Annotated in this window: 14 protein-coding genes and 1 pseudogene; 3 read left to right on the top strand and 12 right to left on the bottom strand. The window is 63.8% G+C overall.

Annotation, left to right across the window (positions count from 1 at the left end; all coding sequences use genetic code 11):
* Positions 1-136 precede the first annotated feature (136 nt).
* The 3 genes from ACP7AL_RS19075 (at position 137) to ACP7AL_RS19065 (ending at position 5,235) form a co-directional block, all read left to right on the top strand.
* Positions 137-1,105 carry a zinc-binding dehydrogenase gene (locus ACP7AL_RS19075; RefSeq protein WP_425993503.1) on the top strand — a complete coding sequence of 323 codons (969 nt, stop codon included), beginning with the start codon at positions 137-139 and terminating at the stop codon, positions 1,103-1,105.
* A 100-nt stretch (positions 1,106-1,205) separates the two neighbouring features.
* On the top strand, positions 1,206-2,573 hold the full coding sequence (locus ACP7AL_RS19070) for a cation diffusion facilitator family transporter (protein ID WP_425993502.1): 1,368 nt from the start codon (positions 1,206-1,208) through the stop codon (positions 2,571-2,573).
* Positions 2,574-2,775: 202 nt separating this feature from the next.
* Positions 2,776-5,235, top strand: a complete 2,460-nt coding sequence (locus ACP7AL_RS19065) for an ATP-binding protein (RefSeq protein ID WP_425993501.1) — start codon at positions 2,776-2,778, stop codon at positions 5,233-5,235.
* On the opposite strand, the pseudogene ACP7AL_RS19060 reads toward ACP7AL_RS19065, so the two are convergent.
* The 12 genes and pseudogenes from ACP7AL_RS19060 to ACP7AL_RS19005 form a co-directional block, all read right to left on the bottom strand.
* Positions 5,156-8,038 (bottom strand): annotated as a pseudogene (locus tag ACP7AL_RS19060) (bifunctional [glutamine synthetase] adenylyltransferase/[glutamine synthetase]-adenylyl-L-tyrosine phosphorylase); the annotation flags it as partial. The gene ACP7AL_RS19065 and the pseudogene ACP7AL_RS19060 overlap by 80 nt on opposite strands.
* Before the next feature lie 11 nt (positions 8,039-8,049).
* Positions 8,050-9,468 (bottom strand): sensor histidine kinase, encoded by a 1,419-nt coding sequence (locus ACP7AL_RS19055; protein ID WP_425993500.1) that lies wholly within the window; start codon positions 9,466-9,468, stop codon positions 8,050-8,052.
* Positions 9,452-10,177, bottom strand: a complete 726-nt coding sequence (locus ACP7AL_RS19050) for a response regulator transcription factor (protein ID WP_425993499.1) — start codon at positions 10,175-10,177, stop codon at positions 9,452-9,454. The genes ACP7AL_RS19055 and ACP7AL_RS19050 overlap by 17 nt, the downstream gene beginning before the upstream one ends.
* 373 nt (positions 10,178-10,550) lie before the next feature.
* Positions 10,551-12,143, bottom strand: coding sequence for a Do family serine endopeptidase (locus ACP7AL_RS19045; protein ID WP_425993498.1), 1,593 nt, complete (start codon positions 12,141-12,143; stop codon positions 10,551-10,553).
* Positions 12,144-12,336: 193 nt separating this feature from the next.
* On the bottom strand, positions 12,337-12,837 hold the full coding sequence (locus ACP7AL_RS19040; protein ID WP_006019857.1) for a cytochrome c-type biogenesis protein: 501 nt from the start codon (positions 12,835-12,837) through the stop codon (positions 12,337-12,339).
* A 5-nt stretch (positions 12,838-12,842) separates the two neighbouring features.
* Positions 12,843-14,834 (bottom strand): heme lyase CcmF/NrfE family subunit, encoded by a 1,992-nt coding sequence (locus ACP7AL_RS19035; RefSeq protein ID WP_425993497.1) that lies wholly within the window; start codon positions 14,832-14,834, stop codon positions 12,843-12,845.
* Positions 14,831-15,313 carry a cytochrome c maturation protein CcmE gene (gene ccmE, locus ACP7AL_RS19030; protein ID WP_425993496.1) on the bottom strand — a complete coding sequence of 161 codons (483 nt, stop codon included), beginning with the start codon at positions 15,311-15,313 and terminating at the stop codon, positions 14,831-14,833. The genes ACP7AL_RS19035 and ccmE overlap by 4 nt, the downstream gene beginning before the upstream one ends.
* A 277-nt stretch (positions 15,314-15,590) precedes the next feature.
* Positions 15,591-16,691: a c-type cytochrome biogenesis protein CcmI gene (ccmI, locus tag ACP7AL_RS19025; RefSeq protein WP_425993495.1), complete on the bottom strand. Its 1,101-nt coding sequence runs from the start codon at positions 16,689-16,691 to the stop codon at positions 15,591-15,593.
* Between the two features lie 196 nt (positions 16,692-16,887).
* Positions 16,888-18,306 carry a hypothetical protein gene (locus tag ACP7AL_RS19020; RefSeq protein WP_425993494.1) on the bottom strand — a complete coding sequence of 473 codons (1,419 nt, stop codon included), beginning with the start codon at positions 18,304-18,306 and terminating at the stop codon, positions 16,888-16,890.
* 116 nt (positions 18,307-18,422) lie between these two features.
* The gene (locus ACP7AL_RS19015) at positions 18,423-18,896 is read right to left on the bottom strand and encodes an RT0821/Lpp0805 family surface protein (RefSeq protein WP_425993493.1); all 474 of its coding nucleotides are present in this window, start codon (positions 18,894-18,896) and stop codon (positions 18,423-18,425) included.
* A gap of 81 nt (positions 18,897-18,977) precedes the next feature.
* Complete coding sequence (locus tag ACP7AL_RS19010) at positions 18,978-20,369, bottom strand: sensor histidine kinase (RefSeq protein ID WP_425993492.1); 1,392 nt, start codon at positions 20,367-20,369, stop codon at positions 18,978-18,980.
* A 158-nt stretch (positions 20,370-20,527) separates the two neighbouring features.
* Positions 20,528-21,223, bottom strand: coding sequence for a response regulator transcription factor (locus ACP7AL_RS19005; RefSeq protein ID WP_425993491.1), 696 nt, complete (start codon positions 21,221-21,223; stop codon positions 20,528-20,530).
* Positions 21,224-21,307 lie beyond the last annotated feature (84 nt).

Raw genomic sequence — 21,307 nt, 5'->3', positions numbered from 1 at the left:
TTGGTGAGCACGGCGTTACCAAAATGCCCGCTCCTGGCGACTGCTCACAGCCCCACCGGCTGCTTTGTGAGCCTGCATACTACTGCTATACCTGAAGATCTCATCCCAGCCCTGCATGACCGAAAAGAGCAATGCCATGAAAGCCTTTGTATACGGTGCGAACGGCGCCGCGATCACCGATGTCCCGAAGCCCGCACCGAAGGGCCCGCAGGTTCTGGTGAAGGTTCACGCCTGCGGCATGAACCGGGCCGATCTCGGCATGATCAAGGGCCATGTCCACGGCGCGGCCGGCGGCGTTGGCACCGTGCTCGGCATGGAATGGGCCGGCGAGATCGTCGAACTCGGCCCCGAGGCAAAAGGCGTGAAAGTCGGCGACCGCGTGATGGGCTCCGGTCCCGGCGGTTACGCCGAATATGCCGTCACCGACCATGGCCGCCTGTTTCCGATCCCCGCATCGATGGACTTCGAGCAGGCCGCCTCGCTGACGCTAGCGCTGACCACGATGCACAACGCAGTCGTGACCAATGGCGCGCTTCAGCCGGGTCAAAACCTGCTTGTGCAGGGCGCGAGTTCGGGCGTCGGACTGATGGCGCAGCAGATCGCCCGGCTCAAGGGTGCGAAGCTTGTGATCGGATCGTCCACCGATCCGAAGCGTCGTTCGCAACTCACCGATTGGGGTGCGGATATCGCGATCGACTCGAACGATCCGGCATGGGTGGAGCAGGTGTTGAAAGCCACCGGCGGCGCGGGTGTCGATGTCATCATCGATCAGGTGTCCGGCAAGCTTGCGAACCAGAATCTTGCAGCGACGAAAGTGCTCGGACGCATCATCAACGTGGGGCGGCTCGGCGGCACCCGTGGCGACTTCGATTTCGATCTGCATGCCGCGCGCCGCATCCAGTATATCGGCGTGACCTTCCGCAGCCGCTCGATTGAGGAAATCCGCGATATCTTCGCGGCCGTAAAGCAGGACATCTGGCCTGCGGTGGAATCCGGCAAGCTCAAGCTGCCGATCGACCGCGTCTTCCCGTTCGGCGACATTGTGCAGGCTGTGGACTACATGTCTGCCAACAAGCATTTCGGCAAGATTGTCCTTAAACTTTAAAGCTCGCTGCCAACTGCGAATGATACGCATTTGGAGTCGCGAACTCTCGCGTTGACGTGCGCTGCAAAGGGCGTGACAAGACGCGCGCATTGAGGGTCCGATGAGCGCAGTCAAACAACGCGTCGCCGCCATATCGATCGCCGCCAGCGCCAGCATGGCCGCGATCAAATTCGTCGTGGGCGTGGCCATCGGCAGCCTCGCGCTGATTTCCGAGGCGCTGCATTCGTCCGTCGATCTGATCGCCACCGTGGTCACGTGGATCGTGGTGCGGGTGTCCGACAAGCCAGCCGACGCCGAACATCATTACGGCCATGGCAAGCTCGAAAGCCTTTCGGCGCTGGGCGTGATCGCCCTGCTCTATATTCTGGCCGGCGGCATCGTGGTCGAGGCCTACAGCCGCCTGCGTGAAGGCGTGGCGCCGCCAACATTGACCGCCCTGCCGTTCGTGGTGCTGGTCGTGGACATCGTGGTGAACTTCTGGCGCGCACGGGCGCTTCATAAGACAGCCATGGAAACCAAGAGTCAGGCGCTGGAAGCCGACGCGCTGCACTTCGCTTCCGACGTGCTGGGCTCGTTCGCCGTTATCATCGGTCTCGGGCTGGCTGCCTTCGGTTATGCCTGGGGCGACGCCGGCGCGGCCATCGCCGTCGCGGTGCTGATTTCAATTCTGGGATTGCGGCTCGGCAAATCCACCATCGAGACCCTGCTGGACCGCGCGCCCGACGGCGCGTCCGAGAAGGCCGAGGAAGCGATCCGCGGCATTCCCGGCGTGGTCGATCTGGAGCGGCTGCGTGTCCGAATGGTCGGCGCCCGGCATTTTGTCGATGCGACCGTGCAGGTCCCCCGCACCTATCCCATCGATCGCATCGACAGCATCAAGCGCAAGGCGCAGGATGCGGTGACCACAGCGCTTCACGACGCCGACCTGACCTTCACCGCGGTGCCGGTCGCCCGCAGCAATGAAAGCGTGCGCGAGCGGATCATGGTGATCGCCCGCAACTCGGGCCTCGCAATCCATCATGTGACCGTGCACGACCTCGGCGGGAAGCTGACCGTCAGCATCGACCTCGAAGTCGATGGCGACATGCCGCTGGACGAGGCTCATGACATCGCGCACCGGCTTGAACATGCCATCCGCGATGAATTCGGCGCTGACGTCGAGGTCGATACCCATATTGAGCCGCTCGAGCCGGAGCTTCCCCACGGCACCGATGCCGGCGCGGATCGCGTCGAAGCCATCCAGAAGGCGCTATCTCAATACGCGGCCGAGAGCGGCGCGATCCACGACGTGCATAATGTGCGGGTGCGCGATACCGAGGCCGGCGAGATTGTGAACTTCCACTGCCGCGCGGTCCCCTCAATGAGCGTCATCAATGTTCATGAGAAGGTGGATGAGATCGAACGCGCCCTGCGGCGCGCATTTCCATCCGTGAAGCGCGTCATCAGCCACGCCGAGCCCGAACGCTGACGATCAGCGCCTCCGTTCTCGTTTCGGACTCAACTTTCATCATCGAAACAAGTCGGATTCTCCTTTGGACAAGATTTATTTCGCATTAACGATTCGTTGACTCTCGACAGCCCCCGAAAACTGGATTCAAATCACATTGATTCGGAGGGTTGGGGAAAACCTCCCGAACGGGGTGCAGACAAGAAAATTCGAGGGGCAAGGAATGGCGCGTTCGCACGCAGCGACCACGTGTGTCCAATCCGATTCTATCAAGGGATTGGCACAGTCGATCGCGAAGCCGGCATATCACCGGCTGCTGATCGCGGAGCCGACGCTGCGGCGCGCCGTTCCCACCCTGATCATCGCCTTTCTCGTCACCATCTGCATCGGCGCCTTCGTCCAGGTCCTCGACCAGACCCGGCAAAAGCGCGCATCGGTCAAACGCGACCTCTCAGCGCTGGCAGATGTGCTGGCGGAACGTCTCGACCGCATTGTCCTGACGCGTCAGGATCGTGCGGCGTCGGCCGAGCGGCTTCAGAGCCTGTTGCCCGGCTTGGTGCCTTCTTGGGGCACCGCCGCCGGCCGCCATATCATCGTGACCAGCCCCGACCAGAGCATCATCGCGCGGGTGTCCATCGATGTTCCAAACGACGACGCCAACCGCCTGATCGATGTCCTCAGCGCCACACAGTTGCTGACCTTGCAGGGAACACAAACCAGCGTAGTCGAAGTCAATCTTCCCAACACCTCCCGTGCCCTCGCCGCCCAGCGCATCGTGAAATCGATGCCCGGTCAGGTCGTCGTGGTTCAGGAACAGGTCGAATCTCCCTGGCGCTCGGATGCCGCCTTGCAGATCACGCTGTCCGCCACCACCGGCTTTGTCGTGCTGATCCTCGGCTTCGCATTCCACTGGCAATCCACCCGCGCCCGTGAAGGCGACTTGATCAACGACGCCGTGCGCGCCCGGATCGATACCGCGCTGAACCGTGGCCGCTGCGGATTGTGGGACTGGGACCTCTCACGCGGACGCATCTTCTGGTCGCAGTCGATGTTCGAACTGCTTGGCCTCGAAAGCCGCAGCGACCTGCTGACCTTCGGCGAAATCAATGCGCTGGTCAAAACCGACGACATCGACCTCTTCCACATCGCCGACCAGCTCGTCTCCGGCAAACTCGATCACATCGACCAGACGTTCCGCATGCGCCATGCCAACGGCCACTGGATCTGGCTGCGCGTGCGCTGCGAGCTCAGCCAGGGCCAGAACGACAACGGCTGTCACCTGATCGGCATCGCCGTCGACATCACCGAGCAGAAGAGCCTCGCCGAGAAGACCGTCGAAGCCGACCTGCGGCTGCGCGACGCCATCGAGACAATTCCGGAAGCCTTCGTGCTGTGGGACGCCGACAACCGCCTCGTGCTCTGCAATTCGCACTTCAAGCGCCTGCACAAGCTCCCCGACTCCGCGGTCAAGCAAGGCACCTCCTACGAGACCCTGATCGAAGTCGGCAGCATGCCGGAAATCCGCACCCGGCTGCCGAACTCCCTCGCCCCCGGCGCCCGCACCTTCGAAGCACAACTGGAAGACGGAAGCTGGCTCAACATCAGCGAACGCCGGACCAAGGACGGCGGCTACGTGTCGGTCGGCACCGACATCACCCAGATCAAGCTGCATGAGCAGAAACTGATCGACAACGATCTCCGCCTCACCGCCAACGTGATCGACCTCAAGCGTTCACAGGCCGAGCTTGAGCGGCAGGCCCAGTTGCTCGCCGAACTCGCGCAGAAATATGCCGAGGAAAAGACCCGGGCCGAGGAAGCCAACCAGACCAAGTCGAAATTCCTCGCCAACATGAGCCACGAACTGCGCACCCCCCTCAACGCCATCATCGGTTTCTCGGAAGTGATGGGCAGCGGGATGTTCGGCGCGCTCGGCTCCGAGAAGTATCAAGAGTACTGCAACGACATCATGACCAGCGGAAACTACCTGCTGGACGTCATCAACGACATTCTCGACATGTCGAAGATCGAAGCCGGACGCATGAAGCTCGATTACGAGCCGCTCGACCTGGCGCAGACCCTGACCGAGTCCCTGCGCGTCGTCTCCGGCCGGGCAGAAAACAAGAACCTGACAGTGAATGCCGATATCCGCGGCGCGATCCCGATCGTCGCCGACCGCCGCGCCATGAAGCAGATCGCGGTCAACCTTCTGTCCAATGCGGTGAAGTTCACCCCCGACAATGGCAAGATCACCGTGCGCAGCCGGATGCGCAACGGCTCGATCGTGCTCACCATCGCCGATAGCGGCATCGGCATCGCGCGCCAGTCGCTGGCGAAACTCGGCCGGCCGTTCGAGCAGGTCGAAAGCCAGCTCACCAAGAGCTATCACGGCTCGGGTCTGGGGCTTGCCATCGCCAAGTCGCTGACAAACCTGCACGGCGGCTCGATGAAGCTGCGCTCGAAGCTGGGCGTGGGAACCATTGTCTGCGTGACGCTGCCGTGCGGACACGGCGAACACCCCGCACCAAGCATTATTGCCGAGGCGATCCCTCAAGCAGCTTCAGGAAAACCTCGCGCACCTCGTTCTGCGTCTCGCGCACCCGCGCCTCAAGCGCCGAAAAGTCCGGCGCGTCTCCAGCCCGCGTCAGCACCCGCAGAAGATCCTCCCCAGCTGTCTCTGGTTTGAATTTCCCGATCACGCAGAGGCGGATGATTTGTGTGAGATCATGATAGAGCCGCGATGCCGCCCGCAGGGTATCGGCATCGGATTGCGGTAGCACCCCAAGCCGCGCAGCATTGTCCAGCACCTGCACCGTGCTGACATTGAGAATCTCCGGCTTCTCCGCCGCGTGAATGAGCTGAAGATACTGGGCGATGAACTCGATATCGACCATGCCGCCGGCGGCGTTCTTCAGGTCCCAGATGTCGCTCTCGCCTCTTTCCTCGGCGATGGCGCGGCGCATTTCGAGAACGTCGTTGGCAATGATGCCGGTCTCGCGCTTGCGGGTCAGCACATCGCGGATGACGGCTTCGATCTTGGCCTGGAACGCCGGCGACGCCGAGATCACGCGGGCGCGCGTCAGCGCCATGTGCTCCCAGGTCCAGGCCTCGTGCTCCTGATACTCTGCGAAAGAATCGATGCGCGAGGCCAGCGGGCCGGCGCGGCCGGACGGCCGCAGCCGCATATCGACCTCATACAACACGCCGTAGTTGGTGCGCGTGGTGAAAGCGCTGATCAGGCGCTGGGTCAGCCGCGCGAAATACTGCGATCCCTCCAGCGGACGGTTGCCGTCGGACTCCGGCGCTTCATGGTCGAAATCGTAAATCAGGATCAGGTCGAGATCGGACGACGCCGTCATCTCGCGGCTGCCGAGCTTGCCCATCGCCACGATGGCGGTTTCCTGACCTTTGATCCGGCCGTGCTGCTCCGCGAACTGGTCCATGACGAGGCCATGCACCGTATGCGCGATACCCTCGGCCACGTCAGCGAAGGCAACGCTGGCGTGCTGCGCCGAGACCGTGCCGGACAGGATGCGCGTGCCGATCAGGAACAGGCTTTCCTGCCCGAACAACCGCAACCGATCCAGAAACTCCTCATATGAATTCGCATCAGCCAACGTCGACTCGAGCCGTGCCGACAATTCATTCTGGTCGGGCATTGCGCCGAAGAAGCGTGGATCGATCAGGCCATCCATGATCTGCGGCTGCCGCGCCAGCATGTCGCTCACGCGCGGCGCTGCACCAAGCACCAGCGCGACCAGCGCCACCAAGTCCTTGTTCTGGCTCAGCAGTGAGATCAACCGCCCACCCCGCTGCAGCGCCTGCAGGAAGCGGTCGAACGCCGTCACCGCATCGTCCGGCTCCTCGGCGCGCGACAGGCCACGGATCAGGTCGGGCACGAATTCGTTGAAGGCCAGCCGCGTCGCCTCGACCTTGAACACGCGATACTCGCCGCTCATCCAGCGCTGAACGGTTTCCGCGACCATCTTGGGCTTCTTGAAACCGAGCGTCAGCAGATGCTCGAGCAACCGGTTGTCGTCCGGGCCTTTGCTGTAGTCGATGTCCGGCAATTTTTCGGTGCCGGTCGGATCGCCCTCGAACAGGCGGCTGTAATGGTTCTGCACGCAGTTCAGATGCGCCAGCAGATCCTTCGCGAAAGCGGCACGATCGTCGTAGCCGAAGAACCGCGCGAACCGTTCGACGGCCTCGGCTTCGGCCGGCAACGTGTGGGTCTGCTCATCAGCGATCATCTGCAGGCGATGCTCGACCCGCCGCAGGAAGTCATAGGCCGAGGTCAGCTCGTCGCGAGCCTCGTTCGTAATCCAGTTGCTCGCAGCGAGAATGTTCAGCGCTTCCAGCGTCGGGCGCACCCGCAGTTCGGGATGCCGCCCGCCCGCGATCAGTTGCTGGGTCTGCGCGAAGAACTCGATCTCGCGAATGCCGCCGCGGCCGACCTTGACGTTATGGCCCTCGACCGAAATCTCGTTCTGGCCACGGAACGTCTGCATCTGCCGTTTCATGTCATGGACGTCGGCGAGTGCCGCGAAGTCCAGATGCTTGCGCCAGACGAACGGAGCGATCTCCGCCAGCAAAGCGTTGCCGGCCTTCTGGTCGCCGGCGCAAGGCAGCGCCTTGATCATCGCGGCACGCTCCCAGGTGCGGCCCTCGCGCTCGTAGTAATGCAGCGCCGCCGCCGTCGAGATCGCCACCGGCGTGGACGCCGGATCGGGCCGCAGCCGCAGATCGACGCGGAACACGTAACCGTCGGCGGTGCGCTGTTGCAGCAGGCGCGACAGCCCCTGCGCAACCTTGACGAAGAATGGCGACGGCTCGATGCCCTCGGCCAGCGTTGGAGCTTCCAGCTCGTAGAACACGATCAGGTCGATGTCGCTGGAGTAATTCAGTTCGCCCGCCCCCATCTTGCCCATGGCGAGCACGACGAGGCCGCTGCCGATTTCGGGATGCTCGGCATCAGGCGGCAACAAACGCCCCCGTGCTGCTTCCTGCTTGAGCAGAAAACGGATGGCGCACTGAACGGAGGTCACCGCAACGTCGGTCAGGGCCCGCGTCACCCGCATCACCGGCCAGACGCCGCCGATGTCGCACAGCGCGATCATCAATGCGGCTTCGGATTTGATCCGGCGAAGCACAATCATCACATCGGCTTCGGTCGCAGCGGCGGCGACATCGGCCACCGCCTTGTCGATCAGCGCCGCGAGATGATCGTCGGGATCGCATTGAAGGAGCCGCACGACGCGGCCCGCATCGGCGCGCATCAGGTCGAACAGATAGGGCGAGGCTTCCGCGATACCTTCAAGGATCGCTTTGGCATGCGGGAAGGAACCTGACACCTCCCTGAGCGCGGTCGCGACATCAGGCGGCACGTCGCCCAGCCAGTCGGCCAGCCGCCGCTCGGCGTCCTGTGGTGCAAACAGTTTCGGGCCCGCCACGAAACGGGCCGCCAGGGTGGGCCGGTCGGCGCGGCCCATCTCAGGTGAACTCATACAGTCTTCTGTTCCACGCCCCGGCTCGGGATCACAAGCGTCACGCGCAGCCCCGGCTGGCTGTCGGCGAGTCGCAGGTCGCCACCATGCAACGTTGCGACAGCCGATGCCAGACTCAAACCGAGCCCGGATCCAGGCTGGGTGCGGCTGGCCTCGAGGCGGACAAACCGCTCGACCGCGCGCTGGCGGTCGGCCTCCGGAATGCCGGGCCCGTGGTCCGTGACACTGAGAAGAACACTCTCCCCGTCCCGCCGCGCTTCGATCAGGATATCGGGCGATTTGGTCCCGCCGTCCGGACGCGGAGCCACCGGCTGACCGTACTTGATGGCGTTCTCGACCAGATTGGCCAGCGCCTGGCTGACGAGTTCGCGGTTGCCGTGGATCGTGGCGGCGTCGGCGGCGACTTCGAGGGTCAGGCCCTTGTCTTCCGCCAGCGGCTCATACAGTTCGTGGATGCCGTGGGCGACTTCAGCCGCGTCGAAATCGGTCATGTTGTCGCGCGCCTGACCGGACTCCGCGCGTGCGATCATCAGCAGTGCATTGAAGGTGCGGATCAGGCCATCGGATTCGTCGATGGTGCGTTCCAGCGCCGCACGGTATTCGCCTTCATTGCTGGATTTCGCCAGCGCTTCTTCGGCGCGATTGCGCAGCCGCGTCAGCGGCGTCTTCAGATCGTGCGCAATATTATCGGACACTTCCTTCAGTCCGGCCATCAGCGCCTCGATGCGTTCCAGCATCGCATTGAGATTTTCCGCGAGCCGGTCGATCTCGTCGCCGCTTCGGCCCACCGGCAATCGCTCGCTAAGATCGCCCGCCATGATCCGCTGCGTGGTCCCGGTCATGGCGTCGATCCGGCGCAGCACGCGGCGCGCAACGAACACACCGCCGCCGAGGCCGAGAACGACCACGATCAGCACCGACCATTGCGCCGCCTTGGCCACGATGCCGAACAGCCGACGCCGCTCTTCCAGATCGCGTCCCACCAGAATCCGAAAGCCGCCGGATAATTGGGACACTCTCACCAGCGCGAAGTGGTTCTTGGTGTCGGTTTCTTCCAGCCGTTTGTAAAACGTCTCGGCCCAGCCAGGATGATCCATCACCCCCGGCTCGAGCGAGGCGACATTGCCGGCGACGCCCTGCCCCTGCGGCGTTGTCACCAGATAAAGATTGGCGCCCGGACGCAGCGCGCGGCCCTCGACGGCAGCGACCAGCCCGCGCAGACCGCCCTTGGTATATTGCTCGGTGAGTTCGCTCAGTTCGGAGTTGACGGTGTCGGTGATCTGCTCGGTGATCATGCGCCGCGTATTCCAGGCGAAGTAACCCAGCAGCGACGCGGCAAACAGCGCGAACAGGAACAGGTAGACCAGCGTCAGCCGGAACGCTGTGGTCCGGATCAGTTTACCGAATGCCGTCACGGATCATGTATCCGGCACCACGGATGGTGTGCAGCAGCGGCTTGTCGTGCCCCTTGTCGATCTTGGAGCGCAGCCGCGAAATATGCACGTCGATCACATTGGTCTGTGGATCGAAGTGATAGTCCCACACGTTTTCCAGCAGCATGGTGCGGGTGACGACCTGCCCGGCATGCTTCATCAAATATTCCAGCAGCCGGAATTCACGCGGCTGCAACGTGATCTCGGTGGCGCCGCGCTTGACCTGATGCGACAGCCGATCGAGTTCGAGATCGCCGACGCGATAGGTCGTCTCCTCGGACGGGCCTCCATGACGGCGCGACAGCACTTCAACACGCGCCAGCAGTTCCGCGAATGAATAAGGCTTCGGCAGATAGTCGTCGCCGCCGGCACGAAGTCCCTTGATGCGGTCATCGACCTGGCCGAGCGCCGAGAGGATCAGCGCGGGCGTATGATTGCCCTTGCTGCGCAGCGTGCCGATGATCGACAGCCCGTCACGCTTGGGCAGCATGCGGTCGATCACGAGCACGTCGTAATCGCCGGACTCCGCCAGCGCGAGGCCTTCCTCGCCGTCACCCGCATGGTCGGCGATATGGCCGACCTCGCGAAATGCCTTCACGAGATAGTCCGCCGACTCGCGGTCGTCTTCAACGATGAGCAGTCGCATCTGTGATTCGGTCTGGGTCTGAGCAGCGGGGCTTTGTATCACCATGGCGCGATGATCGTCCTCTTGCAAGGCAGCGAGCGACGTGCCCGCGGCCGCCAGCCCCGACAAGAGAAAGAGAACGGGCGGCGAAGCTGGGGGACTTCGCCGCCCGCATTGCACGACCGACTGGAGTGCGATCGCGCCGCTTTCGACGGAGGGGGGCGTTTTCCATCGAAAGCATCCTTGCATGATACTGAAAATCGCATCATGCCTTGATTTCAAGGGACGGGCTTTTGGCCCGCCCCCGGGAAGGAGCCGTCGGCGGGGGCTACTTTGCCGGCGACAACTCCCCATTCCTCACCCGCTTGCGCGGATGCTTAACTATCGAAGTGGGCATGATCTGATCCGAAAACCGGTGCCCACTTTTCGGGATCATGCCTCAGCCCTTGGCGACCGGCATCGCGACGAAGCGCGACGAGTCTCCGGACTTCACGCGAACCAGAACGCTGTTCTTGTTCTCGCTGCGCGCGGTGTTGATCGCCTCGCGGACTTCAGCCGGGTTCGAAACCAGCTTGCCGGCGACTTCGAGAATGACGTCGCCTTCCTTGAAGCCGCGCTCAGCCGACGGGCTGTTCGGATCGACGTCGGTCACGACCACGCCTTCCTTGCCCGCGCCGGCCACGCTGTTCGCCGGAGCCAGCGTCAAACCGAGGTTCGGCACGGTGACGGTGCCGCGGCCCGACTTGCCATTGTCCTTCTGATCGGTATCGGCACTTGCAGCCTTGGCGTTCGGCAATTCGCCGAGCGTCATGCTGAGGATCTTGTCCTGGCCCTTGTGAACCACGACCAGTTTGACCGTCTGACCCGGCGCCATGCTGCCGATGGTGCGGGCGAGTTCGCGCGCATCCTTCACCGGCTGGTCGTTGACCCGCGTGATGACGTCACCGGATTCGACGCCCGCCTTCGCGGCCGGACCGTTGGCCTGCGGCTCCGCAACCAGCGCACCTTCGGTCTTCTTCAGACCGAGGCTTTCGGCGATCTCAGGCGTCACCTGCTGGATCTGCACACCGATCCAGCCGCGGCTGACAGTGCCCTTGTCCTTGAGCTGCTGCACGACGCTCTTCACGGTCGAAGCCGGGATCGCGAAGGCAATGCCGACGCTGCCGCCCGACGGCGAATAGATCGCAGTGTTCACGCCGACAACATCGCCTTCGGTGTTGAAGGTCGGACCACCGGAGTTACCCTTGTTCACGGGCGCGTCGATCTGGATGAAATCGTCATACGGACCGTTGCCGATGTCACGGCCGCGGGCTGAAACGATGCCGGCGGTCACGGTGCCGCCGAGGCCGAACGGATTGCCGACCGCAAGCACCCAGTCGCCGATCCGCGGCTGACCGTCAGACAATTTGGCGAACGGCATGTTGCTGACGCCATCGACCTTGATCAGCGCGAGATCGGTGCGCGGATCGGTGCCGATCACCTTTGCGGTGTGAACCTTGCCGTCGTCTGTGGTGACTTCCACCTTGTCGGCGCCATCGACCACATGATTATTGGTCACGGCGAAACCGTCAGCCGAGATGAAGAAGCCCGAGCCCTGCCCGGTCATCTGGCCACCGCCACGACCACCGCGGCCGCCACGGCCGCCAGGGAATCCATCCGGACCACCGAAGCGGCGGAAGAAGCGCTCCATCGGCGAGTTCGGCGGGAACGGATTGTCTTCAGGGCTGGCGCTCTCACCAGTGGTTGTCTTCTCAGCGATCTTGACGCGCACCGAAACCACCGAGGGCTTCACGCGCTCGACGATGTCGGCAAAGCCGATCGGCTGCTGAACCTGACGGACGTCCTTGTTGACCTGCGCATGCGCGCTCGTCGTGAGCAGGTCGAAATTATTCGACGGGCTGAGACCATAAGCGGCGACGCCGAGGCCCGCGACGACCGAAGCCATCAGCGCGAACTTGCGCGCGGAGAAAATGGAACGGCGAGGAGCGACGTAGGATGGAAGTTTGGAAAGATCGGTAGGGCGGTCAGTCATGAACAATCTCCAGAGGGCGCGAAAACGGGATGCGAATCTCGCGGTGCATGTGTGCACCTGTGCTCTGGAAGATGGGGCGCGCGGCCTTACCGCGCTCTGACGGGGGAATTAATGTTTTGTAATAAAAACAGGGCCGCAGCGGCCCTTGATACCTGCGCCGGATCGCGATCGGAACCGGTGCGCGAAAAGCCCGCTAAACGGACGTTTTCGGCGGCTCCTCGCCCGCAATGAGCTTCTCCAGCCGCGCCTCTTCCTCGGGGGTGAGTTGGAATGACGCACCCTCCTCGGCCGCGGCAGCGCGGTTGCGGCGGCGGTTGCCGTACCAGAGCGCAAGCCCGCCCCCGGCCAGCACCAGCGGGGGAATCAGCCACAGCAACAGCGTCCGGCTTTCGACGCGCGGCTTGAGCAGCACGAATTCGCCGTAACGGGCGACCAGAAAGTCCATCACCTGCTGATCGGTGTTGCCGGCAGCGATCCGCTCGCGCACCAGCAGACGCAGATCGCGCGCCAGCGGCGCATCGGAATCGTCGATCGACTGATTTTGGCAGACCATGCAGCGCAGTTCGCGCGACAGATTGCGCGCCCTCGCCTCCTGCGCCGGATCGGCCATGATCTCGTCAGGCTGCACGGCGAAGAGGACAGATGGCGCCAGTGTCAGCATGATCGCCAGCAACGCCGGAAGGATGCGTTTCATCGCGGCTACTCCGCAGCCTGCAACGCGCCGGAAGTCTTGTTTGTCTTTGCCGGCTTCGGCGCACCAACGCGGAGCCGCCGGTCGGTCAGCGACAGCAAACCGCCGAACGCCATCAGCACCGGCCCGAACCAGATCAGCAGCACCAGCGGCTTGTGATAGATGCGAACCGCCACCGATCCGTCAGCGTGGCTGTCACCGAGCGAAATATAGACCTGGCTCGCGCCGCGCGTCAGCAGCGCAGCTTCCGTGGTCGACATGCCGCGCGTCGCGAAATTACGCTTTGACGGCGACAGGATGCCGACCGTCTTGCCGTCCTGCATGACCGTGAAGTGCGAAATCGCCTCGCGGTAATTCGGCCCCTGCTGCTGGGTCACGTCATCGAGCCGCACCTGATAACCGCCGACAGTGACGACATCCTTCGGCTGCATCGAGGCGATGCTCTCGCTGTTCCATGTCGTTTCGCAGACGATTCCGATCAGCGCGATCCCAAGCCCGGCATGCGCAAAGGCCGAGCCCCAGGTCGAGCGCGGCAATCCACGCGCGCGGCTGAGCGATGTGGCGAACGGGACGCGGAACAGTTGCGTGCGCTCGACAATGTCAGTGAGCGAGCCGAGCACCACGAACGCCGCGACACCGATCATCAGTGGCGCAAACGCACCGCCGCCCTTGGTCCAGGCCCACAGCACCGCCATGGTGACCAGCGCGACAATGCCCGCCGCGGTCAGGCGCTGCGCCGCGCCGACGATGTCTCCGCGCTTCCACGCCAGCAGCGGCCCGAACGGCACCGCGAGCAAGAGCGGCAGGAACAGCGGCGCAAATGTCAGATTGAAGAACGGCGCACCGACCGAAATCTTGTCGCCGGTGAGAACCTCAAGCGCCAGCGGATACAGCGTGCCGACGAACACCGTCGCGCAGGCTGTTGTGAGCAGCAGGTTGTTCAGCACCAGCGCGCCTTCGCGCGAAATCGGCGCGAACAAGCCGCCCTGTTTCAATGCCGACGCCCGCCACGCATAGAGACTAAGGCTGCCGCCGATGAACAGGCACAGGATCATCAAGATGAACACGCCGCGCGCGGGATCGCTGGCGAAGGTATGCACCGAAGTCAGCACACCCGAGCGCACCAGGAAGGTGCCGAGCAGCGACAGCGAGAATGTCAGGATCGCAAGAAGAATGGTCCAGACCTTCAGTGCGTCGCGCTTCTCCATCACCACCGCCGAATGCAGCAGCGCGGTGCCCGCGAGCCACGGCATCAGCGAGGCATTCTCCACGGGGTCCCAGAACCACCAGCCGCCCCAGCCGAGTTCGTAGTAGGCCCAGTACGACCCCATCGCGATGCCCAGCGTCAGGAATATCCATGCCATCAGCGTCCATGGCCGCACCCACCGCGCCCATGCGGCATCGATGCGGCCTTCGATCAGCGCCGCGACGGCGAAGGAAAACGAAATCGAGAAGCCGACATAGCCGAGGTAGAGCATCGGGGGATGGATCGCGAGGCCGATGTCCTGCAGGATCGGATTGAGGTCGCGGCCCTCGATCGGCGGATTGGCGATCCGCGCGAACGGGTTCGAGGTCGCGAGAATGAACAGATAGAACGCCGCGCCGATCCATGCCTGCGCCGCCAGCACGAGCGCGCGCAGCGTGCGCGGCAGATTGTTGCCGAAAGCGGCCACAAGCGCGCCGAACAGCGCCAGGATCAGCACCCACAGCAGCATCGAGCCTTCGTGGTTCCCCCATACACCGGTGATCTTGTAGATCATCGGCTTCAGCGAATGGGAATTCTCGTAGACGTTCGCAACCGAGAAATCCGACGTGACATGCAGCCAGGTCAGCGCCGCGAACGACAGCGCGGCAAACGCGAACTGCGTCAGCGCCGTGGAGCGTGCGACATTCATCAGCGCCGGATCGCGCAGGCGCGCGCCAATCACCGGCACGACCGACTGGATCAGCGCCAGAACCAGCGCCAGAACCAACGCGTAATGTCCTGCCTCGGCGATCACTTCGCGTTCCCCTGCAGGTTTTGGGCATTCGCCGGCTTCTTCTCGTAGTCGTCCTTCCAGTGACCGGTCTTTTTCAGTTCGTCCGCGACGGCCTTGGGCATGTAGGTTTCGTCATGCTTGGCGAGGACCGTATCTGCCTTGAACACGCCCTGCGCGTCGAGCGCGCCTTCGGAAATGATGCCCTGCCCCTCGCGGAAGAGGTCTGGGAGAATCCCCTGATAGGTCACCGGCAGGATTGCGTTTCCGTCGGTGACCTCAAACTTCACTTTAAGCTGCTCGCCGCGCACCAGCGATCCCTCGCGCACCATGCCGCCGAGGCGGAAGCGCTGGCCGGGCTGAATGTGCTTTTCGGCGGCCATGGTCGGCGTCGAGAAGAACAGAATGGAGTCGCGCAGCGCATTGAGGACGAGCGCCGCCGCAATCGCCAGCACCGCCAGCGAACACCCGATCAATGTCAATCGCCGCTGTTTGCGCGTCATCGTATCATTTCCGTTTGTATCTGAATGCTTGCCGTCCTCGCGCTCTGCTCCCTCTCCCCAATGGGGAGAGGGTTGGGGTGAGGGGCGCTAGATGCTCGAAGTAAAATCCGATCCCCCTCACCCGGATTGCTTCGCAATCCGACCTCTTCCCGCCGGGGAGAGGTGAAAAGAGCTCCGTCATTGCGAGGAGCACTCGCGACGAAGCAATCCATTCTTTCTGTTCCAAAAGATGGATTGCTCGCTTCGCTCGCAATGACGTGGCTGATGCAACCCGCATTTATCCATCCAGTCCAAGGCTCTTGAGACCGTCGTTCAACTGCTGCAACCGCCCGGCGTCGTTGCCGACGGCGCCCCGCGCATCGATCAGCGCAGCCTGCGCCTTGTCACGTTCTCCGAGGACCATATAGGCGCGCACCAGCCGCAACCAGCCTTCGACATCGTTGCCGTTGTCCTTCAGCCGCGTGGCGAGACGATCCACCATGCCGCGGATCATCGTGTTGCGGTCGCCTTCGGTCATGTCCTTGGCAGCCGCGATGGTGTCGTCGGACAGTTTGGGCGCAACCACCCCAACGCGCACCAGCGCGCCCTGCACCAGCGGACGCCACGGCGCATCGGCCGGCGCCGACGCCAGCATACCGCGCCAGATATTGATGGCATCGTCCTTGCGGCCGTCCTGCTCGGCCGCGAGGCCGGTGAAATAGCGCGCCTTCACCTCATTCGGATCGAGCGCGATGGCGCGGTCGAACTCGGCCTTGGATTCGGCAGTCACGACCCCGCCGCTCGCTGCGGCAATCGCTTCGCCGAGATCGGCGCGGCGCGATGCGCTCTCGCCGTTGTAGGTGATGGAATTGCGCCAGGCGCGCACTGCGTCGTCGTAGCGGCCGATCCGCGCCAGCACCGGGGCCAGCACGTCCCAGCCTCGCCCGTCGGTCGGATTTTTCTCGAGATGGGTTTCGACCTGCGCCACCAGCTTGTCCATCGACGCGGTCGCAACTGCGGTACGGCTGCGTTCCGCGAGCGGAAAGTCGCCGAGCGACGGCGAGCCGAACTGCGCATAGAGCCCCACCGCGACCAGCGGCAGGCCGATGAGCGCAATCACGGCAACAGCGCGGCGAAACGAAACGCTCGACAACGATGTTGCGCCCTCCGCGGCATCCGATGCCGCGAGCAGACGGCGGCTGATCTCGACGCGCGCCGCTTCGGCCTCTTTTTCTCCGATCATGCCGGCGGCGGCGTCGCGCCGAACCTCGGCGAGCTGATCCTTGTAGACCACCGCTTCGCTGCCTTCGTGCGCCGAGGTGTTGCCGCGCCCGAGCGGCCACAGCACGGCAAATACCGCTGCGGCAGTCATCAGCGCGAACACAAACCAAAGTGTCATTTCAAAGGGTTCCCGGCAAAGTAGAACCGTTACAAGCGGCTGTTCCGTGCCGGGTTACACCATGGCTGGCGGATGGGCGCAATTGACATTTCCGTCACGGATTCAATGGGATTCGAAGCCGTCTTGCGGCCTTTTGAGAATCGCAGCTTCAGATGGAGGCCATAGCGCGCGGGCGCGTGTTCACCCTTGCGCCAGATCAACCGGCGCGCGGCTGCCTGGCGGGTTTCGCGGGCTCGGCCGCCTTGCGCTCGACCGGCCGCGCCATCTCGGCCGCCTTGCTCATCAGCGAGGCGTAATCCGGGCCGAACATCACCTCGCAGAACCGGATTGCGGCCTTCACCTGCATCAGGCGGAACGTACGGACCCGCTGATCGGTGGTGCGAAGCGATTCCACCAGCGTCTCGGTGGCCTTCTCGACATAGTGCTGCAATTCGGTGTGCGCGCGCAGCGACACTTCGTTGATGGCAAGTTCGCTGGCGTAGTTGCGGCACATCGCGACGAAATCGATCAGCGCCGCCGTCTCCTCGATGTCCACCGGATCGATCCGGTTCGCGGTGGTGACGTCCTTGTCCGGCCCCTGCCGCAGCAACCGGCGCACCCGGCCCGGCACGCTGTCGATTTCCGATTGCAGCGAATTGGAGATTTCGGAGCGGATCGCGGCGAGCTGCTTGCCCCATGCGGAGTCAGAGCGAATGTCGAGTTCGGTGCGCAGCCCGCGGACGCCGTCGTGCAGCGTCTTGAGATGGTTGGAGGTGTCCTGGAACTGGCCGCGCTTGATGTCGTTGCGCAGTTCTGCGGCGACGCGCGACAGATCGTGGATCGCCATTGTCACGGTGACGCCGAACGGCGTACCGGCCACGCGGATTTCATCGTCGGATGCGGCGACCGCGATGCCGAGGCGTACGATCTGCCAGGGTGATGCGAGCCGCTGCATCACCAGCGAGATCGCGAACGGCAGCACCTGCGGGGTTTGCAGCGACGGAATATTCAGCGCGGCCATCGTCGAGGTGATGTGGGAATCCGCGAACACCCGGATATGTCCGGTCAGCTTGTTGTTGAGTTTTTCCAGTGAATCGCTGGCTGCGAGAACCGCGCCGATCGGCGCGATGTCATCCACCACGCTCGGCGCGCCGAGGCGTCCGAGCGTGCGCTGGCGTTCGCCGCTGGACAGCGCGCCGGTGACATTGGCAATGGCTTCGGACGCGGCAACCTGCATGGTGCGGACGGCCGCATTGATGTCAGGAGCAGCAGACGCCTGCGCCAGCGCGGCCTCATAGGCATGAACGGCATCGGGAGCGCCTTCGCGCCCGAGCCATATCCAGATCGGAGCCAGCGACGAGCGCCTGATCTGGCCGGGCCTGACATGGGGAATGCTCTCGACCAGAAACGGCTCGAGCGGACGAAACACCCGCCGCATCGGATCGTCGGTCCGGGGCGTCATATCCTCGGTGGGCGCGCGCACGATCATGCGCAGTTGCTCGAGCACGAAGCCCGCAACGGCGACGTCCTCGCCGCGCTCGATCGCCCGCTCGAACTCGCGCATCAGCAGCGCCTGCGCCTTCGGCGGAAGCTGCCCAAGATAGTCTCTCAATCGTTCGATCGACGATTGGCTCATGCGCCCAAACGCTCACCTTCGGTGACACCCGGCAGGTGTCCACCGGGTGTCATAGCCGGGGCGTCGTTAATTTGGCGTTGAGGAACAGGGATTTGGGGGCCAATTGCGGCGGTACCCTAGCCCACCGCCGTCCAGGTGCCGTCCGGGTTGCGGCAGGCCGTTCCGCGCTCGGCGGTCGGCTGGCCGTTGATATAGACGGTGTGGGTAAAGGCGCGGCAGCGGGTCCCACGCCTGGTATAGGCCGGACCCGGCACGATGTTGCCGTAGCGGCCGGTGTCCGGATTGCGCCAGTCCACGGGCGCGCCCGGCGCACCCCGGTCGAGGGCGTTCATTTCGGCCTCATAGGCGTACTGCCGATCCTGCTCGTCCATCGACGCGCCGACCCGGTTGCCGATCAGACCACCGATGGCCGCACCGGCCATCGCCGCGCCGACCCGCTCGCCCGTCCCGCCGCCGATGGCCGAGCCGATCAGCGCACCGCTCAGCGCGCCGATCACGGTCCCGGAATTTTCCTTCGGTCCGCTGTCGGCGGCACAGCCGCCGAGGGTCAGTGTGGCCGCGAGCAGAATGGCGGCTGTCTGATGATGCATAGTGTCGTCCCCAAAATTCACTGCGGACATGGATCGTCCGGCGGCGCTTTGGAACGGACGAATGGGGCGAGAGAGCGGCGGTTAAATCCCCGGCAGCACCAGTTCCGACCGCAGGCCGCCGATGGGGGCCGCGCCGAGCGTGAGGCTTCCACCGTAGAGTGCGGCGAGATCGGTCACGATGGACAGGCCGAGGCCGGAGCCCGGCTTGGTCTCATCCAGCCGCTGGCCGCGGCGCGCCACTTGGGTCCGCTCGGCCGGTGACAATCCCGGGCCGTCGTCATCGACGATGATGCGCAGGGTCGGATCGAGCGCCCCGCCGGGCGTCAGTTCCAGAAGCACCTCGATGAAGACCTTCTGTGTCGCCCACTTGCAGGCATTGTCGACGAGGTTGCCGACCATCTCCTCGAGATCCTGCCTTTCGCCGCGGAATTTCGCTCCCGCGTTGACCTCGGCATCGATCAGAATGTCCCGGTCGCGGTGGATTTTTTCCATCGTCCGCGCCAGCGCCTCGATCACCGGCGCAACATCGGTCACCGTGCCGATGGTGGTGACGCGGGCGGCGATGCGCGCGCGCTCCAGATGATGCGCAACCTGATCGCGCATGATCTCGGCCTGCTCCAGAACCTTGATCGCCAGCGGATCGTCCCGGTTGGCGCCCGCTTCATTGACGATCACCGACAGCGGCGTCTTGATCGCATGGGCAAGATTGCCGACATGGGTGCGCGAGCGCTCGACGATGGCGCGGTTGGCGTCGAGCAGCGCATTGGTTTCGCGCGCGAGCGGCGCGATCTCCTCGGGAAACTCGCCCTCCAGCCGGTCGGCCTGACCCGAGCGAATGGCCGCCAGCGAATTGGAAATGCGCTTGAGCGGCGCGAGGCCGTAACGCACCTGAAAGATCGTGGTCAGCAGCAGCCCGACCGTCAGCGCCGCGAACGTCACCGTCAGATAGGTGTTGAACGCCCAGGTTTCATCCTCGATCTCGGTGGCGTCGCCCGCCACCGTCGCGAGGAATTTTCCCTCGGTGCCGAGATCGACCGGCCGCTCCACCATGCGCAGACGCTGGTTTTCCGGTCCGATGACATAGCCGAGCCGCACGCCGGACTGATCCAGATCGATACCTTTGTCTTCGAGCCTGGGCAGCGACGCATCCCACAGCGAACGCGACGCGCGCACCTCCGGCTTGTCGCCATCGGTCCGCGCCATGCGCCAGTACCAGCCCGACAGCGGCAGTTCGAACAGCGGCTCGCCCAGCGACTGCACGGACCGTTCGGACTTGTCGCTGGAATCGTCAGGCTGCGCGGCTTCGGCGATCAGGGTGCGGAGATAGAAATTGAGCCGGCGGTCGAAGGCGCGCTCGGTCGAACGCTTGTAGACCGTCGACAGCACGATCCCGGTGATGACAAGGATCAGCACCACCCACGCCGTCGCCGACAGGAACAGACGTGTTGCGAGGGATTTCGCGTGACGATTCAAAAAAACTTATCCCAGGTATGGCGCATGCCCAGTGGCGTGTTCAACCGCGTCATTGCGTGGAGCACTTGCGACGAAGCAATCCAGTTCTTTGCACGGCCCTGGATTGCTTCGCTTGCAATGACGGTGGGCGATTCCGCTCCACCTGAGCCTATCACACTTTACCGCGCGTCGGTTGCGGAAGCCTTTGTATCCGCCACCGGCGGCGTCAGCAGATAGCCGAGGCCCCGCACGGTCTGGATGATGTCGACGTCGAGCTTCTTGCGGATGCGTCCGACGAACACTTCGATCGTATTGGAGTCGCGATCGAAGTCCTGATCGTACAGATGCTCGACAAGTTCGGTGCGCGACACCACACGGCCGGAATGATGCATCAGATACGCCAGCAGCCGGTACTCGTGCGACGTCATCTTGATCGGGTTGCCGTTGACGCTGACGCGGTTGGTGCGGGTGTCGAGCATCACCGGCCCGCAGGTCAGTTCGGACTGGGCATGGCCCGCGCTCCGGCGCAGCAGCGCGCGAATTCGGGCGAGAACTTCTTCGAGGTGAAACGGCTTGGCGACATAGTCGTCGGCGCCGGCATCGAAGCCCTGCACCTTGTCGCTCCAGCGGTCGCGTGCGGTCAGGATCAGCACCGGCATGGTGCGCTTGTTGCGCCGCCAGGCCTCCAGCACCGAGATGCCGTCCATTTTGGGGAGCCCGACGTCGAGCACGACGGCGTCGTAGGGCTCGCTGTCGCCGAGGAAGTGCCCCTCCTCGCCATCGAATGCGCGGTCTACGACATAGCCTGCGTCCGACAAGGCTGTCGTGAGTTGGCGGTTGAGATCGGGATCGTCTTCAACAACGAGAAGGCGCAACGTCGTCTCCAGGTGGCAAGCTTGCGATAACCTAACATGAACGCCGCGGCGGTGAATGCACCATGAACGGAAGCCGTGCCGGAG

This window comes from Afipia sp. DC4300-2b1 (genome assembly GCF_049895725.1).
Taxonomy (GTDB): Bacteria; Pseudomonadota; Alphaproteobacteria; order Rhizobiales; family Xanthobacteraceae; genus Afipia; species Afipia broomeae.
Note: the sequence above shows the minus strand (reverse complement) of the source record. Positions and strands in the feature narration are given on the sequence as shown.

Bases quoted from the DNA above. Each gene is read 5' to 3' on its own strand.
- ACP7AL_RS19075 (WP_425993503.1), top strand. From the start codon at position 137: ATGAAAGCCTTTGTATACGGTGCGAACGGCGCCGCGATCACCGATGTC.
- ACP7AL_RS19070 (WP_425993502.1), top strand. From the start codon at position 1,206: ATGAGCGCAGTCAAACAACGCGTCGCCGCCATATCGATCGCCGCCAGC.
- ACP7AL_RS19065 (WP_425993501.1), top strand. From the start codon at position 2,776: ATGGCGCGTTCGCACGCAGCGACCACGTGTGTCCAATCCGATTCTATC.
- ACP7AL_RS19050 (WP_425993499.1), bottom strand. From the start codon at position 10,177: ATGGTGATACAAAGCCCCGCTGCTCAGACCCAGACCGAATCACAGATG.
- ACP7AL_RS19045 (WP_425993498.1), bottom strand. From the start codon at position 12,143: ATGACTGACCGCCCTACCGATCTTTCCAAACTTCCATCCTACGTCGCT.
- ACP7AL_RS19040 (WP_006019857.1), bottom strand. From the start codon at position 12,837: ATGAAACGCATCCTTCCGGCGTTGCTGGCGATCATGCTGACACTGGCG.
- ccmE (WP_425993496.1), bottom strand. From the start codon at position 15,313: ATGACGCGCAAACAGCGGCGATTGACATTGATCGGGTGTTCGCTGGCG.
- ccmI (WP_425993495.1), bottom strand. From the start codon at position 16,691: ATGACACTTTGGTTTGTGTTCGCGCTGATGACTGCCGCAGCGGTATTT.
- ACP7AL_RS19020 (WP_425993494.1), bottom strand. From the start codon at position 18,306: ATGAGCCAATCGTCGATCGAACGATTGAGAGACTATCTTGGGCAGCTT.
- ACP7AL_RS19015 (WP_425993493.1), bottom strand. From the start codon at position 18,896: ATGCATCATCAGACAGCCGCCATTCTGCTCGCGGCCACACTGACCCTC.